This window comes from Klenkia soli (assembly GCF_900103975.1).
In the GTDB taxonomy this organism is placed as follows: domain Bacteria; phylum Actinomycetota; class Actinomycetes; order Mycobacteriales; family Geodermatophilaceae; genus Klenkia; species Klenkia soli.
Window position 1 is genome coordinate 1 of sequence record NZ_FNIR01000017.1, and the last position, 15,123, is coordinate 15,123.

Genomic DNA, 15,123 nt, shown 5'->3' on the forward strand with positions numbered 1-15,123 from the left:
CAGGTTGCCCACGTGTTACTCACCCGTTCGCCACTAATCCACCAGCAAGCTGGCTTCATCGTTCGACTTGCATGTGTTAAGCACGCCGCCAGCGTTCGTCCTGAGCCAGGATCAAACTCTCCGTAGATGAATTCAGATCCAAGGCCGAGAACCAAGAGTTGGCACTCTCGATATCAATCAACCCAACACCCACCCCACCAAAGCAGGGAGGGGATCAAACATATGGCACTGACTTTCGGCACGCTGTTGAGTTCTCAAAGAGCGGACGCGCAGGAACTCCGGCCTCGCGGCCTTCGCTTCCCAGCAGATTGTCCATCTCGGCGTCTCGGGCCCGGCCTCGCGGTCGTTCCCGGCGCAGAGAGAAAGTTACGTGTCCGGGGCGCCCGTGTCAAACGCCCCCTGTGGTGACGCCCGCCACGTGGCCGACACGAGCCCGTCACGGGCCGTTCACACGGCACGCGCAGCCACAGGGCGTCCGCGCCGCACGTGGTGGTCGGGGTCCCCCCTGCCCAGGTCAGGAGGGCAGTCGGACCCCGGCGACAGCCCTCTTGCCCCGGCGGAGCACGACCCATCGGCCAGCCAGCCCGGCATCGGTGGGCACCGGCGTGTCGGCGTCGAGCACCCGCTCGTTGTTCAGGTAGGCCCCGCCCTCCTTGACCGTGCGGCGGGCGTCGGACAGCGACGAGCACAGGCCGGCCCGCTGCAGCAGCGCCGCCACCGACGGCAGGGCGCCGTCCACGAGGTCGTCGGGTCCGAGCTGGACCGCTCCGGCTTCCGACAACGCGGCGGTCAACGCCCCCTCCCCCAGGGCCGCCAGGTCGTCCCGCCCGAAGAGAGCGCGACCCGCGGCCTCGGCCTGCGCCAGCTCGTCCTCGCCGTGCACCAGGCGGGTGAGCTCCTCGGCCAGGGCGCGCTGCAGCTCCCGGGCCTGCGGCCGCTCCTCCGACGACGCGACCAGTGCCGCGATCTCGTCGGCGGGCCGCTCGGAGAACAGCGGCGCCCAGGACCGGGCATCGGCGTCGTCGATGCCGAGCCAGTACTGGAAGAACGCGTACGGGCTCGTCAGCTCGGGGTCCAGCCACACGGTGGCGCCCTCGGTCTTGCCGATCTTCTTGCCGTCGGCCGTGGTGAGCAGCGGGGTGGCCAGCGCGTGCGCGGGAGCGCCGTCGGTGCGGCGGACCAGGTCGACGCCGGCGGTGATGTTGCCCCACTGGTCGGACCCGCCGCTCTGCAGCGTGCAGCCGTGCCGCTGGTGCAGCTCGCGGAAGTCGTTCGCCTGCAGGATCTGGTAGCTGAACTCGGTGTAGCTGATGCCGACGTCGGAGTTCAGCCGCACGGCCACCGCCTCCTTCGCCAGCATCCGGTTGACGCGGAAGTGCTTGCCGATGTCACGGAGGAGGTCGATCGCCGACAACGGCGCCGTCCAGTCCAGGTTGTTCACGTAGATGGGTGCACGCAGGCCCAGCTCGGCCGCCGGGAGGTCGAGGAAGGGGGCCACCCGACGCTGGATCCGGTCCACCCAGCGGGCCACCTCGGCCGGGTCGTTGAGCTGACGCTCGGACGTGGGCCGGGGATCGCCGATGAGGCCGGTCGCCCCGCCGACCAGGACGATCGGCTGGTGCCCCGCGCGGTGCAGCGCCCGCAGCACCATGAACTGCAGCAGGTGGCCGACGTGCAGGCTCGGCGCCGTCGGGTCGAAACCGCAGTAGTAGGTGACCGGGCCGGCCGCGAGCGCGGCGCGCAGCTCGGTCTCGTCGGTGCTCTGGGCGATGAGCCCCCGGCGGTGCAGGTCGTCGACGACGTCGCCGGGGCTGGTCGTCGAGCTGGTCATGGCGCTGGTCACGGGGTCCCATCCTGCCCGGCGACGCCACCCCGGCGACGCACCCCTGCCCGGAAGGGGCTGACGGTGGGGTGCCCGGTCTCGGTGAACCGCCACGGCAGGTCGGCGGCGTGGGTGATCCCGACCCGGGGCCCGGCGGTGGTCGACGACGGCGCCGGTCCGCGGTGCAGCCTGACCGAGGACCCGGCGTCCAGCAGGTACGAGCCCCGGTCGTCGGGTCCGATGCCCAGCGCCGAGGTCAGCCGGGCCGGCCCCCGCGCGAGGTCGCGGGGGCGGGCCGAGGCCGGACGGCGGGACCGGGCGAGGGTCTCCCCCACCACCACCTCGCCGGCGCGCAGCAGCACCGCCGATCCGTCGCCCTCGTGGGCCACGACCACGTTGGCGCACCAGTGCACCCCGTAGCTGAAGTAGACGTACAGGTGACCGGGCGGCCCGAACATCACCGCCGACCGGGGTGTGGGGCCCCGGTGGGAGTGCGCGGCCGGGTCGTCACCGGCCCCGGAGTAGGCCTCGACCTCGGTGAGCCGGACCGCCGTCGTCCCTCCCGGCCGGTCCGTGACCAGCCAGCACCCCAGCAGGGACGCCGCGACGTCCGGCAGCGGCCCGATCAGCTCGTCGGGACGCAGCAGCGGCCCCGGCATCAGAGCGCGGCGGCCACCGGGGAGGCGCCGGCCCAGGCGCGGTGCTCCCCCACCAGCGCGGTGAGCGCGGTGAGCTGCTCGGCGACCCGCTCGGGCGCGGTGCCCCCGCGGGCCTTGCGGGCCGCGAGCGCGCCGGGCACGGACAGCACCGACCGCACGTCCGGGGTGAGGGACGGCGACACCTCGGCCAGCTGGGCGTCGGTCAGCTCGTCGAGCTCGACGCCCAGGGCCTCGCAGCGGGCCACCATCGCCCCGCTGATCTCGTGCGCCGAGCGGAACGGCACACCCGACGACACCAGCCACTCGGCGACGTCGGTGGCCAGCGCGAACCCCTGGGGTGCTGCGGCCTCGAGCACCTCGGGCCGCAGGGTGAGGGTGGCGACCATGCCGGTGACCGCCGGCAGCAGGAGTGCCAGCTGCTCGATCGAGTCGAAGACCGGCTCCTTGTCCTCCTGCAGGTCGCGGTCGTAGGCCAGCGGGAGACCCTTGAGCATCGTGAGCAGGCCGGTCAGGTTGCCGACGAACCGGCCGGCCTTGCCCCGGGCGAGCTCGGCGATGTCGGGGTTCTTCTTCTGCGGCATGATCGACGACCCGGTCGCCCAGGCGTCGTCCAGGCGGGCCCAGCCGAACTCGGTCGACGTCCAGAGCACGACCTCCTCCCCCAGCCGGGACAGGTGGACCCCCAGCAGGGCCGCGGCGAAGCAGAACTCCGCGGCGAAGTCGCGGTCGCTGACCGCGTCGATCGAGTTGTCGGCGGCCCGGTCGAAGCCGAGCTCGGCGGCGACGGCGTCGGGGTCCAGCCGCAGCGAGGAGCCGGCCAGGGCGCCGGCGCCCAGCGGGCTGACGGCGGTGCGGCGGTCCCAGTCGAGCAGCCGGTCGACGTCGCGGGCGAAGGAGTGCGCGTGGGCCAGCAGCTGGTGGGCGATGAGCACCGGCTGGGCGTGCTGCAGGTGCGTCATGCCGGGGGCGGCGACGTCGCGGTACCGCTCGGCGAGGCCGACCAGGGCCTCCTCGAGGTCGGCGACCGCGCCGACGAGGGCGCGCACGTGGTGGCGCAGGTAGAGCCGCAGGTCGGTGGCGACCTGGTCGTTGCGGGACCGGCCGGCGCGCAGCTTGCCGCCCAGGGTGCCGAGCTTGGCGGTCAGGCCGCGCTCGAGGGCCTCGTGGACGTCCTCGTCGGCCTCGATCGCGGTGAACGTGCCGGCGGCGACCTCGGCCGACAGCTCGGTGAGCGCACCGACCATCTGCTCGAGCTCGTCGGCGGTGAGCAGGTCGGCGCGGTGCAGGACCCGCGCGTGCGCGCGGGAGCTGGCGAGGTCGAAGGGCGCCAGCCGCCAGTCGACGTCGGTGGACTTGGACAGCGCGGCCATCGCCGCGGACGGTCCACCGCCGAAGCGGCCTCCCCAGAGCCTGGTGTCGGATCCGGCAGGTGCGGTGCTCACGGGTGTCCTTCGCGATCGAGGGTGGGGGTGCCGGCCGCGAGGGCCAGCAGGTGCTGCGCCAGCGCCGCGCCGCCGTGCGGGTCGCGCGAGACGACCAGCAGAGTGTCGTCGCCGGCGATGGTGCCCAGCACGTCGGGCAGGCCCGTCTTGTCCATGGCCGAGGCCAGGAACTGGGCGGCGCCCGGCGGGGTGCGCAGCACGGCCAGGTTGGCCGAGCCCTCCGCGCTGGTCAGGAGCTCGCCCAGCATGCGGGTGAGCCGACCCGGAGCGGACTGCGCCGGGCGCAGCGGGGCGTTCTCCGGCGGCAGCACGTAGGAGGCCGGGACGCCGTCGGACCCGCGCAGCTTGACCGCGCCGAGCTCCTCGAGGTCCCGGGACAGCGTGGCCTGGGTGACGTCGACACCGGAGTCGCCGAGCAGCCGGGCCAGCTGGGTCTGCGAGGTGATCGGCTGACCGGCGATCAGCTCGGCGATCCGGGCATGCCGGGCCGAGCGGGTCAGCGCGCCGGTCACCGCTGCGCCAGCAACCAGGTCAGCAGCGCCTTCTGGGCGTGCAGCCGGTTCTCGGCCTCGTCCCACACCGCGCTCTGCGGGCCGTCGATCACACCTGCCGAGATCTCCTTGCCGCGGTAGGCGGGCAGGCAGTGCAGCACGATCGCGTCGGCCGCCGCCCGGGCCAGCGCCGCCTCGTCCAGGGCGTAGGGCAGGAACGGGGCGATCCGGGTGTCGACCTCGTCCTCCTGCCCCATCGAGACCCACGTGTCGGTCGCCAGCACGTCGGCGCCGTCGGCCGCGGCGGCCGGGTCGGCGGTCCAGGTGACCGAGCCGCCGGTCTGCGCGGCCACCTGGCCGGCCCGCGCCAGGATCACCGGGTCGGGTGCGAACTCGGCCGGCGAGCCGATGCGCACGTGCATGCCGGCGGTGGCTCCGCCCAGGGCGTAGGAGTGCGCCATGTTGTTGGCGCCGTCGCCGAGGTAGGTCAGCGTCAGCCCGGCCAGCGTCGGCCGGCGCTCGGCGACGGTCTGCAGGTCGGCCAGGATCTGGCACGGGTGGTAGTCGTCGGTGAGCGCGTTGACCACCGGTACCTGGCTGACCGCGGCCATGGCCTCGAGCCGGTCCTGGGCGAAGGTGCGCCAGACGATGGCCTCGACCTGGCGGTCGAGCACCCGGGTGGTGTCCTCGACGGGTTCGCCACGGCCCAGCTGGGAGCCGGCGGCGTCGATGACCAGCGGGTACCCGCCCAGCTCGGCGATGCCGACCGAGAACGACACCCGGGTGCGGGTCGAGGGCTTGTCGAACAGCACGGCGACCGCCCGGGGGCCGGCCAGCGGCTGCGGCGCGTCGGGCGTGTGCCGGGTCTTCTTCAGCTCGGCGGCCAGCGCCAGCACCTCGGCCTGCTCGGCCGGGGTGAGGTCGTCGTCCTTGGTGAAGTGCCGGGGGCTCACGGTGCGGTCTCCAGTGCTGCGTCGAGGACGGTGGGGAGGGCGGCGACGAAGCCGTCGACCTGCTCATCGGTGACCACCAGCGACGGGGCCAGCCGGACGACGCCGGGGGCCACCGCGTTGGTCAGGTAACCGGCGTCGCGCAGGCCGGTCTCGACGGCGGGGGCGACGTCGGCGGTGAGGACGACGCCCAGCAGGGCACCGCGGCCCCGGACACCGGAGACGGCCGGGTGGCCCAGCCCCTCGATGCCGGTGGTGAAGCGGTGCTCGAGGTCCTTGGCCCGCTCGAGGAGGCCCTCGTCGCGGATGGTGTCGAGCACGGCCAGGGCCGCCGCCGCGGCGATAGGGTTGCCGCCGAAGGTGGAACCGTGCGACCCGGCCCCGAGCAGGTCGGCGGCGTCGCCGAAGGCCAGGGTGGCGCCCAGCGGCAGCCCTCCGCCCAGCGACTTCGCCATCGTGATGACGTCGGGGGTGACGCCGTCGGCGGCGTGGGCGAACCACTGCCCGGTCCGGCCCGTCCCGGTCTGCACCTCGTCGACGGCGAACAGCGCGCCGACCGCGCGGGCCTGGGCCTGGGCGGCGGCGAGGTAGCCGGCCGGGGCGGGCAGCACGCCGCCCTCGCCGAGCACCGGCTCGAGCAGCACCATCGCGGTCTGCTCGGTGAACTGCAGGGCGTCGGGGTCGCCGAACTCGACGTGCCGCACCCCGCCGGGCAGCGGCGCGAAGGCCTGCGCCTTGGCCGGCTGGCCGGTGAGCGCCAGGGAGCCCATGGTGCGGCCGTGGAAGGAGCCCAGCGCCGCCACGACCTCGGGCCGCCCGGTGAGCCGGCTGATCTTGAAGGCGGCCTCGTTGGCCTCGGCGCCGGAGTTGCAGAAGAACACCCGCCCGGGCCGACCGGCCAGCTCCAGCAACCGCTCGGCCAGGGTGACCCCGACCTCGTGCATCGCCAGGTTGGACACGTGGCCGAGCCGGGCGGCCTGGTTCGTGATCGCCGCGACCACGTTCGGGTGCGCGTGGCCCAGGATGGTGGTGGCGATGCCGCCGAGCAGGTCGACGTACTCGCGGCCGTCGACGTCCCAGACCGAGGCGCCGCGGCCGTGGGCCAGCGCGATCGGCGGGGTCCGGTAGTTGTGCATCATCACGGCCGACCAGCGACGGGTCAGCTCCTCGGTGGTGGTCACGGTGCTGACTCCTCTCCTGGCGCGGCAGGGACGACCATCGTCCCGGTGCCCTCGGTGGTGAACATCTCCAGCAGCAGGGCGTGCGGCAACCGGCCGTCGACGACGGTCGCGCGCTGCACACCGCCCTGCACCGCCCGCAGGCAGGCGGCCATCTTCGGGATCATCCCGGCGTCCAGCGTCGGGAGGATCGTCTCGAGCTCGGCGGCGTCGATCTGCTCGACCAACGACGCCTTGTCCGGCCAGTCGGAGTAGAGGCCCTCGACGTCGGTGAGCACGACCAGCTTGACCGCGCCGAGCGCGACGGCGAGCGCGGCCGCGGCGGTGTCGGCGTTGACGTTGTGCAGCACGCCGTCCTTGTCGGGCGCGACGGTGGCCACGACCGGGATGTGCCCGGCCTCGAGCAGCGCGGTGACCGGGGTGGGGTCGACGGCGACGACATCGCCGACCAGGCCGACGTCGACCTGCTGACCGGCCACGGTGGCGGTGGTGCGCTCGGCGGTGAACAGGCCGCCGTCCTCGCCGGAGAGCCCGATGGCCAGCGGACCGTGGGTGTTGATCAGCCCGACGACCTCGGGGCCGACCTGGCCGACCAGCACCATGCGGACGACGCCGATGGTCTCGGGCGTGGTGACCCGCAGGCCGCCGCGGAACTCGCTCTCGACGCCGAGCCGGGACAGCATCGAGCTGACCTGCGGGCCGCCGCCGTGCACGACGACGGGGAGGATGCCGCAGGTGCGCAGGAAGACCATGTCCTCGGCGAACGCCGCCCGGCAGGCCTCGTCGACCATGGCGTGCCCGCCGTACTTCACGACGACGACGTTGCCGTGGAACTCCTTGAGCCACGGCAGCGCCCCGGTGAGGACGGCTACCTTGGCCGCGTCGCCCGCCGGGTCGGGGGTGCGCATGACCCGGCTGGTGCCGTAGCGCCGCTTGGGCGGCACCTCGTCGGGGCGGACGTCGGGCGGGGTGGGGTCCTGGGCGGTCATGTCGAGTAGGCCGAGTTCTCGTGGACGTAGGCGATGGACAGGTCGTTGGTCCAGATCGTGGCCTGCTCGGTGCCGGCGGCGAGGTCGACGTCGATGGTGATGGCCCGGCCGGTGAGGTCGACGCCGTCGCGGTCGTCGCCGATCGCGCCGCCCCGGCAGACGGTCACGCCGTTGATGGTGACGTCGACCCGGCCGGCCTCGAAGGCGGCGTCGGTGGTGCCGATGGCAGCCAGCACCCGACCCCAGTTGGGGTCGTTGCCGAACAGCGCGGTCTTGAGCAGGTTGTTGCGGGCGCAGGCGCGGCCGGCGGTGAGGGCGTCCTGCACGGTCGCCGCACCGCGGACGGTGATCGCGATGTCCTTGGTCGAGCCCTCGGCGTCGGCAAGCAGCTGCATCGCGAGGTCCAGGCAGGCGGCGTCCAGCGCCGCGCCGAGCTCCTCGGCCGTCGGGGTGACCCCGGAGGCCCCGTTGGCCAGCACCACCACGGTGTCGTTGGTGGACAGGCAACCGTCGCTGTCGACCCGCTCGAAGGAGTGCGCGGTGGCGTGCCGCAGCGCCGGCTCCAGCACCTCGGCCGGCACCACGGCGTCGGTGGTCAGGACGACGAGCATCGTGGCCAGGCTCGGGGCCAGCATGCCCGCGCCCTTGGCCATGCCGCCGACCGTCCACCCCTCGCGGGCCTGCACGGTCGTCTTGGGCACCGAGTCGGTGGTCATGATCGCGCGGGCGGCGGCCGGCCCGCCGTCGGCGGACAGCGCGGCCACGGCCGCGGTGACCCCTGCGGTGAGGTGGTCCATCGGCAACCGGACGCCGATCAGCCCGGTGGAGGCCACCGCCACGTCGATCGCGCCCAGGCCGAGGGCGGCCGCGGCGTGCTCGGCGGTGGCGTGGGTGTCCTGGAAGCCCTCGGGGCCGGTGCAGGCGTTGGCCCCGCCGGAGTTGAGGACCACGGCGCGCACCCGCCCGCCGGCGAGCACCTGCTTCGACCACAGCACGGGGGCGGCCGGGAACCGGTTGGTGGTGAACACGGCGGCCGCGACGTCGTCCGGGCCGTCGTTGACGACGACGGCGACGTCGGGGTCGCCGAAGGACTTGAGACCGGCGGCGACGCCGGCGGCCCGGAACCCCTGGGGTGCGGTGACGCTCACGGCGCGACCCCCACCAGCGGCAGGCCGAGGGTCTCGGGCAGGCCGAGGGCGAGGTTGGCGCACTGGATCGCGCCGCCTGCCGTGCCCTTGGTCAGGTTGTCGACCGCGGCCACGACGACCAGCCGGCCGGCGTCGGGGTCGACGGTGACCTGCAGGGCGACGGTGTTGGCCCCGAGGACGGCGGCCGTGGTCGGCCACTGGCCCTCGGGCAGCAGGTGCACGAACGGCTCGTCGGCGTAGGCCTTCTCGTAGGCGGCCCGGGCGGCCTCGGCGTCGACGCCGGGCAGCACCTTCGCCGAGCAGGTGGCCAGGATGCCGCGGGCCATGGGCACCAGGGTCGGGGTGAAGCTCACGCCGACAGGTGTACCGGCAGCCACCGACAGGTTCTGCACCATCTCCGGGGTGTGCCGGTGCACGCCGCCGACGCCGTAGGCGCTGGCCGCGCCCATCACCTCGGAGCCGATCAGGTTGGGCTTGGCCGCCCGGCCGGCACCGGACGTGCCCGACGCCGCCACGACGACGACCTCGGGCTCGACCAGGCCGGCCGCCAGGGCGGGGGCCATGGCGAGCGACACGCTGGTCGGGTAGCAGCCGGGGACGGCGATCCGCCGCGCACCGGCGATCTGCGCCCGCTGACCGGGCAGCTCGGGCAGCCCGTAGGGCCAGGTGCCGGCGTGCTCGCTGCCGTACCAGCGCTGCCAGGCCGCGGGGTCGGCGAGCCGGTGGTCGGCGCCGCAGTCGAGCACCAGGACGTCGTCCGGGAGACCGGCCGCGATGGCCCCGGAGGCACCGTGCGGCAGGGCCAGGACGACGACGTCGTAGCCGGCGAGGTCGGCGGGGTCGGAGGGCTGCACGACCATGTCCGCGTAGGGCAGCAGGTGGGGCTGCGACTCCCCCAGGCGTCGGCCGGCGCTCGATGCTGCGTGCACCCCGGCCAGCTGCAGCTGCGGGTGCCCGGCCAGCAGCCGGCACACCTCACCGCCCGCGTACCCGGTGGCGCCGGTGACCCCGACCGTCCACGTCCGCTCTGCGTTCACGATGCATGAGTATGCACTACGCCGGATGGGTTTGCAGTGACCGGTGTCGGAGCGGCGCAGCCGGATGCGGTCCGGGATGATCGTCGCGCAGGAGGACGCCGTCCACCCGCCCGACGAGAGGCCCCCGGTGTCCCCGTTCGACCGGATCGTGATCGTGTTCAACCCGCAGAGCACCGGCGACGCCCCGACCCTGGCCCGCGAGCTGCGCGACGACGTCGCCGAGCAGCACCCCGACCTGCCCGTCGAGCTCGCCCCCACCCAGCGCGCCGGGCACGGCCGGGAGCTCGCCGCCGCGGCGGCCCGCGACGGGCGGCCGTTGGTCGTCTCGGTCAGCGGGGACGGCGGCTACAACGACGTCGTCAACGGGATGATGGACGCCGCCAACCCCGACGCGGTGGCCGCCGTGCGGGGGGCCGGCAACGCCAACGACCACCGCCGCGCGACCAGGCGCCGGCCGCTGGACGCCGCGATCGGGCACGCGCTGCGCACCGGCGAGACCGCCCGCTTCGACCTGCTGCGGCTCACCGTGACCCCGCCCGGGGGCCGGCCGGAGGTCCGCTACGCGCACTCCTACATCGGGCTGGGCATCACACCGGTGGTCGCGGTGGACATCGAGGAGGGCGGCAAGGGCAGCTGGCGGGAGATCGTCGCCGTCGTCCGCGGGTTCCGACGGTTCCGGCCGTTCCCGGTGGACCTGGCCGACGGGTCGCGGCTCGAGGTGGACAGCCTGCTCTACGCCAACATCGACCGGATGGCCAAGGTGGCCACGCTCTCGGACGACGGCCGCCCGGACGACGGCGAGTTCGAGCTTGTGCTGCTCCCCCACCACAGCAAGCTGCGGGTGCTGGTCACCGCGCTGCGCTCGGCCACGATCGGGCTCGGCCCGCAGCCGCACGAGACGCACCACGAGCTGACCATCCGCAGCCCGATGCCGCTCCAGCTGGACGGCGAGCTGGTGGAGCTGGCCGCCGACACCCACGTCGCCGTCGACATCGCCGCCGGCGCGCTGCGCACGATCGGCTGAGCACCAGCCCTCGCTCGATGTGACATCCAGCGGTGTCGCCGGCCCCGGACACCCCTGGATGTCACACGGAGCGACTCAGGCGACCGGGTCTGCCGCCCCGTGGGGAAGCAGCCGGACCTGGCGCTGGGTGCCCTCGGGGTGCGTCGCGGCGAGGGCCTCGACGGTGTCCTTGCCGGCGCGGACGAAGCGGCCCGACCAGTGGTCGAGGCGGCCCTCGCCGATCGCGGCCACCAGGTCGACGACGGCCGACGCCGGCGTCCAGTCCTCGAACCCCTGCCACATCGCCATCGAGCGGGTCATCGGGGTGTCCACGACCCCGGGGGCGACGTCGAAGGCCAGCACCCCGGCCGCGGCGAGGGACTCGGTGATGCGCAGTTGACCGGCCTTGCCGACGGAGTAGGCGCTGTAGTCGGGGTTGGCCCGGGTGGACATGCCGCTGGCCAGGTCGACCACGCGACCGCTCCCCCGCGCCACCATCGCCGGCACCACGGCCTGCACCAGGTGGAACGGCCCGCGCAGCTGGCTCTCCACGACCGACCACCACTGGTCGGGGTCGGCCTGCCACACCGGCACCTCGGCGGCGTCGATCAGCCCGGCGTTGTTGACCAGCAGGTCGACGGGGCCCAGTTCGGCGGTCACCCGCTCGACCGCGGCCCGGACGGCGCCCAGGTCGGTGACGTCGGCGGGGACGGCCAGACCACCGAGGCCGTCCATCGCCGCGGCCAGCCGGTCGGCGCCGCGGGCCAGACCGGCGACCCGGGCGCCGCGCTCGGCGAGCCCCCGGGCCAGCTCGAGCCCGATGCCGGTGGAGGCACCGGTGACCAGCGCGACCTGCCCGGCCAGCGACCCCTCAGGCACGCTGCACGGCACCGACGGCAGCCGCCGAGGCCAGCGCCGCGGACACCGCCTCGGCCACCTCGGCTCGGGTCAGGGTGCGGTCCGGCGCCCGGAAGGTGAGCGCGTAGGCCAACGACTTCTGGCCCTCGCCGGCCTGCGACCCGGTGTAGACGTCGAAGAGCCGGAGGTCCTCGAGCAGCTCGCCGGACCCGGCCCGCAGGGCGGACTCGACGTCGGCGGCCGGGGTGCCGGCGGGAACCGAGAGCGCGAGGTCGGTGTGCACCGGCGGGAACGACGAGATCGCCGGCCCCTGCGCCACGGCGCGCTCGGGCAGGGCGTCGAGGTCCAGCTCCATCGCGCACGTGCGCGGCGGCAGCTCCAGCGCGGCGCAGACCCGGGGGTGCAGCTCACCGGCGTGCCCCACGACGACACCCTCCACCAGCAGCTCGGCGCACCGGCCCGGGTGCCACGGCAACCGGTCACCGGCCCGCACGGTCAGCTCGACCCCGGCCGCGGCGGCCACGGTGCGGGCGGCCTGCACGGCGTCGGCCCAGTCCGCGGCCCGGCCCGGGCCCCAGTGCCCGCGCGGCTCCCGGAGACCCGTGAGCACCGTGCCGACGTGCCAGGGCTGGGCCGGGACCGCGCCGAGCAGTGCGGCGAGCGTCGCGTCGTCCGGCCGTCGGTCGACCGGCGGGAGCGGGGCCGCCGCGCCGTCGCCGGGCAGGAACACCACGCCCACCTCGAAGACCGCCAGGTCGCGCTGACCCCGGCCGAGGTTGCGGGCCAGGGTGGCCAGCAGGCCCGGCAGCAGCGACGTGCGCAGCGCGGGCTCCTCGTCCGACAGCGGGTTGCGCAGCGTCAGCAGCCCCTCGGTCGGCAACCCGAGGGCGGTCAGCGCGGCGGGTCCGACGAACGGGTAGGCCGGCGCCTCGGTGTACCCGGCGTCGGCCAGTGCCCGGCCCACCGAGCGTCGGCGACGCTGCCCGGGGGTCAACCCGCGGCCCGGCGGCACGGTGGGGAGCACGCCGGGGATCTCGTCGTAGCCGACGGCGCGGACGACCTCCTCGACCAGGTCGGCCGGGTCGGTGAGGTCGGGCCGCCAGGACGGCGGGGTGACCGTGAGCTGCGCGCCCGCGGGGACGACGGTGCAGCCGACCGTGCGCAGCGCGTCGATGACGGTGTCGGCGTCGATCGGGATGCCGGCCACCGCCTGCGGTCGGGACACCGGCAGCACGATCTCGGGCCGCGGGCCCCGGGTGTCGACGTCCACGACCCCGCCCACCACCGTGGCGCCGCCGTACTCGGCCAGCAGCTCGGCCGCCCGGGCCAGCGCGACGACGGTGACGTCGGGGTCGGTGCCGCGCTCGAACCGCTTGGCCGCCTCGCTGGGCAGCTTGTGCCGGCGGACCCCCCGGCCGATGCCGGCGGGCTCCCAGTGCGCGGCCTCCAGCAGCACGGCCGTGGTCGAGCCGGAGATCTCGGTGCTGGCCCCACCCATGACGCCGGCCAGGCCGATCGGCCCCGACTCGTCGGTGATGAGCAGGTCGTCGGCGTCCAGTGCGCGGTCGACGCCGTCCAGGGTGGTGACCCGCTCGCCGGGTCGGGCGGTGCGCACCACCACCGGGCCGCGGACGGCGTCCCGGTCGAAGGCGTGCATCGGCTGGCCGAGCTCGAGCATCACGTAGTTGGTGACGTCGACTGCCAGCGAGATGGACCGGACGCCGGAGCGGGTCAGCCGACGGCGCAGCCACCAGGGGCTCGGCGCGGCGGGGTCCAGGCCCTGCATCGCGATCATCGAGAACCGGTCGCAGCGCTGCGGGTCCTCGACCTCGACGGTCCACGCCGGGTCGCCCGACCAGGCCGGCGGGGTGGTCGCGGCGGGGTCCTGCCACGGGGCACCGAGCGCCGCGGCCACCTCGCGGGCCACGCCGCGGATCGCCATGCAGTAGCCGCGGTCGGTGGTGACCTCGAGGTCGAAGACGACGTCGTCCAGGCCGAGCAGACCACCGGCCGGCGTGCCCGGGGCGGGGCCGTCGGTGCCCAGCACGAGGATGCCGTCGTGGTCGTCGCCCACCCCGAGCTCGCGGCTGCTGCAGATCATCCCGTCGGAGACGTGGTCGTACGTCGTCCGCGCGGCGATCGCGAAGTCCCCGGGCAGCACCGCGCCGGGCAGGGCCACGACGACCAGGTCGCCGACGGCGAAGTTGCGCGCGCCGCAGACGATGCCCTGGGGGACCTCGTTGCCGACGTCGACCCGGCAGTACCGGATCGGCTTCTTGAAGCCGGTGAGCTCCTCGATCTCGAGCACCCGGCCGACGACGAGCGGACCGGTCGTCGGCGGCACGGTGAGGACCTCCTCGACCTCCAGCCCCTGCCGGACGAAGGCGGCGTCGAGCTCCTCGACACCGGTGCCCGCCGGCAGGTCGACGTGCTGCGACAGCCAGCTGATGGGGACCTTCACTGCTCGACTCCGAACGCTCGTGTGAACCGGACGTCGCCCTCGACGATGTCGTGCATGTCCGACACCCCGTGCCGGAACTGCAGGGCGCGTTCGATGCCCATGCCGAAGGCGAACCCCCCGAACTCCTCGGGGTCCAGACCGCAGGCCACCAGGACCCGCGGGTTGACCATGCCGCAGCCACCCCACTCGACCCACTGCGGGCCGTCGCGGTGCTCGGGGAACCAGACGTCGAACTCGGCCGAGGGCTCGGTGAACGGGAAGAAGTGCGGCCGCCAGCGGATCTCCGACCCGGGCCCGAACAGCGCCTTGGCCAGCGCCTCCAGCGTGCCGCGCAGGTGGGCCATCGTCAGCCCGCGGTCGATCGCCAGGCCCTCGACCTGGTGGAAGACCGGGGTGTGGGTGGCGTCGAGCTCGTCGGTGCGGAACACGCGCCCGGGGGCGACCACGTAGATCGGCGGGGTGCGCTCGAGCATGGTGCGGGCCTGCACCGGCGACGTGTGGGTGCGCAGGACCAGGCCCGACCCCTCGGGGGCGACGAAGAAGGTGTCGGCCAGCGAGCGGGCCGGGTGGTCGGGGCCGGTGTTCAGGGCGTCGAAGTTCAGCCACTCGCTCTCGAGCTCGGGACCCTCGGCGATCTCGTAACCCATGCCGACGAAGATGTCGGCGATCCGGTCCTGGATGGTGGTCAGCGGGTGCCGCGCCCCGACGGGGGCCCGGTCGGAGGGCAGGGTGACGTCGACCCGCTCCTCGGCCAGCACCCGCTCGTCGCGCTCGGCGGACAGCACCGCGAGCCGCGCGTCGTAGGCCTCGGTGAGCGCCACGCGGGCGGTGTTGACCCGCTGCCCCGCGTCCTTGCGCGCGGCGGGCGGGAGGGCGCCGAGCTCGCGGCGGGCCAGCAGCACCGGCCCCCGGTCACCCAGGTGCGCCGGTCGGGCGGCGGCGAGCTGGTCGAGGTCGGCAGCGGCGGTGAAGGCGGCCACGCCCTCGCGCACCGCCGTGTCGAGGGCCTCCGGGGAGAGGGCCGCGACCTGCTTGGGGTCGAATGGATCGTTGGCGCCGGACACGGGAGGCCATTCTGCCTCCCG

General features: G+C 74.6%; 13 protein-coding genes and 1 rRNA gene. 1 reads left to right on the plus strand and 13 read right to left on the minus strand.

What is annotated here, in order from left to right; translation table 11 throughout:
* The 10 genes from BLS67_RS21240 to argC form a co-directional block, all read right to left on the minus strand.
* Window positions 1-127, minus strand: a 16S ribosomal RNA gene (locus BLS67_RS21240); the annotation flags it as partial.
* A 387-nt stretch (window positions 128-514) separates the two neighbouring features.
* Window positions 515-1,843, minus strand: coding sequence for a tyrosine--tRNA ligase (gene tyrS / locus BLS67_RS21245; RefSeq protein WP_423221517.1), 1,329 nt, complete (start codon window positions 1,841-1,843; stop codon window positions 515-517).
* Entirely contained in the window at window positions 1,840-2,481 is a 642-nt protein-coding gene (locus BLS67_RS21250; protein ID WP_091249702.1) for a DNA-3-methyladenine glycosylase, read from the minus strand. The genes tyrS and BLS67_RS21250 overlap by 4 nt, the downstream gene beginning before the upstream one ends.
* Entirely contained in the window at window positions 2,481-3,923 is a 1,443-nt protein-coding gene (argH, locus tag BLS67_RS21255; protein ID WP_091249705.1) for an argininosuccinate lyase, read from the minus strand. Before argH ends, BLS67_RS21250 begins: the two co-directional genes overlap by 1 nt.
* Window positions 3,920-4,435, minus strand: coding sequence for an arginine repressor (locus BLS67_RS21260; protein WP_091249707.1), 516 nt, complete (start codon window positions 4,433-4,435; stop codon window positions 3,920-3,922). Before BLS67_RS21260 ends, argH begins: the two co-directional genes overlap by 4 nt.
* Window positions 4,432-5,367, minus strand: a complete 936-nt coding sequence (gene argF, locus BLS67_RS21265; RefSeq protein WP_091249711.1) for an ornithine carbamoyltransferase — start codon at window positions 5,365-5,367, stop codon at window positions 4,432-4,434. The genes BLS67_RS21260 and argF overlap by 4 nt, the downstream gene beginning before the upstream one ends.
* Entirely contained in the window at window positions 5,364-6,545 is a 1,182-nt protein-coding gene (locus BLS67_RS21270) for an acetylornithine transaminase (protein ID WP_091249714.1), read from the minus strand. The genes argF and BLS67_RS21270 overlap by 4 nt, the downstream gene beginning before the upstream one ends.
* Complete coding sequence (argB, locus tag BLS67_RS21275; RefSeq protein ID WP_091249717.1) at window positions 6,542-7,531, minus strand: acetylglutamate kinase; 990 nt, start codon at window positions 7,529-7,531, stop codon at window positions 6,542-6,544. Before argB ends, BLS67_RS21270 begins: the two co-directional genes overlap by 4 nt.
* Window positions 7,528-8,679 (minus strand): bifunctional glutamate N-acetyltransferase/amino-acid acetyltransferase ArgJ, encoded by a 1,152-nt coding sequence (gene argJ / locus BLS67_RS21280; protein ID WP_091249720.1) that lies wholly within the window; start codon window positions 8,677-8,679, stop codon window positions 7,528-7,530. Before argJ ends, argB begins: the two co-directional genes overlap by 4 nt.
* On the minus strand, window positions 8,676-9,716 hold the full coding sequence (argC, locus tag BLS67_RS21285; protein ID WP_091249723.1) for an N-acetyl-gamma-glutamyl-phosphate reductase: 1,041 nt from the start codon (window positions 9,714-9,716) through the stop codon (window positions 8,676-8,678). The genes argJ and argC overlap by 4 nt, the downstream gene beginning before the upstream one ends.
* Before the next feature lie 76 nt (window positions 9,717-9,792).
* Here argC and BLS67_RS21290 point away from each other — a divergent pair, with 76 nt between their 5' ends.
* Window positions 9,793-10,740 carry a diacylglycerol/lipid kinase family protein gene (locus BLS67_RS21290; RefSeq protein WP_091249911.1) on the plus strand — a complete coding sequence of 316 codons (948 nt, stop codon included), beginning with the start codon at window positions 9,793-9,795 and terminating at the stop codon, window positions 10,738-10,740.
* A gap of 75 nt (window positions 10,741-10,815) precedes the next feature.
* Here the strand turns inward: BLS67_RS21290 and BLS67_RS21295 are convergent, their stop codons facing one another.
* From BLS67_RS21295 to pheS, 3 genes are read right to left on the minus strand one after another with little or no spacing between them, the layout of a single operon-like run.
* Window positions 10,816-11,598 carry an SDR family NAD(P)-dependent oxidoreductase gene (locus tag BLS67_RS21295; protein ID WP_091249725.1) on the minus strand — a complete coding sequence of 261 codons (783 nt, stop codon included), beginning with the start codon at window positions 11,596-11,598 and terminating at the stop codon, window positions 10,816-10,818.
* Entirely contained in the window at window positions 11,591-14,038 is a 2,448-nt protein-coding gene (gene pheT / locus BLS67_RS21300; protein WP_091249727.1) for a phenylalanine--tRNA ligase subunit beta, read from the minus strand. The genes BLS67_RS21295 and pheT overlap by 8 nt, the downstream gene beginning before the upstream one ends.
* On the minus strand, window positions 14,035-15,102 hold the full coding sequence (gene pheS, locus BLS67_RS21305) for a phenylalanine--tRNA ligase subunit alpha (protein WP_091249731.1): 1,068 nt from the start codon (window positions 15,100-15,102) through the stop codon (window positions 14,035-14,037). The genes pheT and pheS overlap by 4 nt, the downstream gene beginning before the upstream one ends.
* Window positions 15,103-15,123 lie beyond the last annotated feature (21 nt).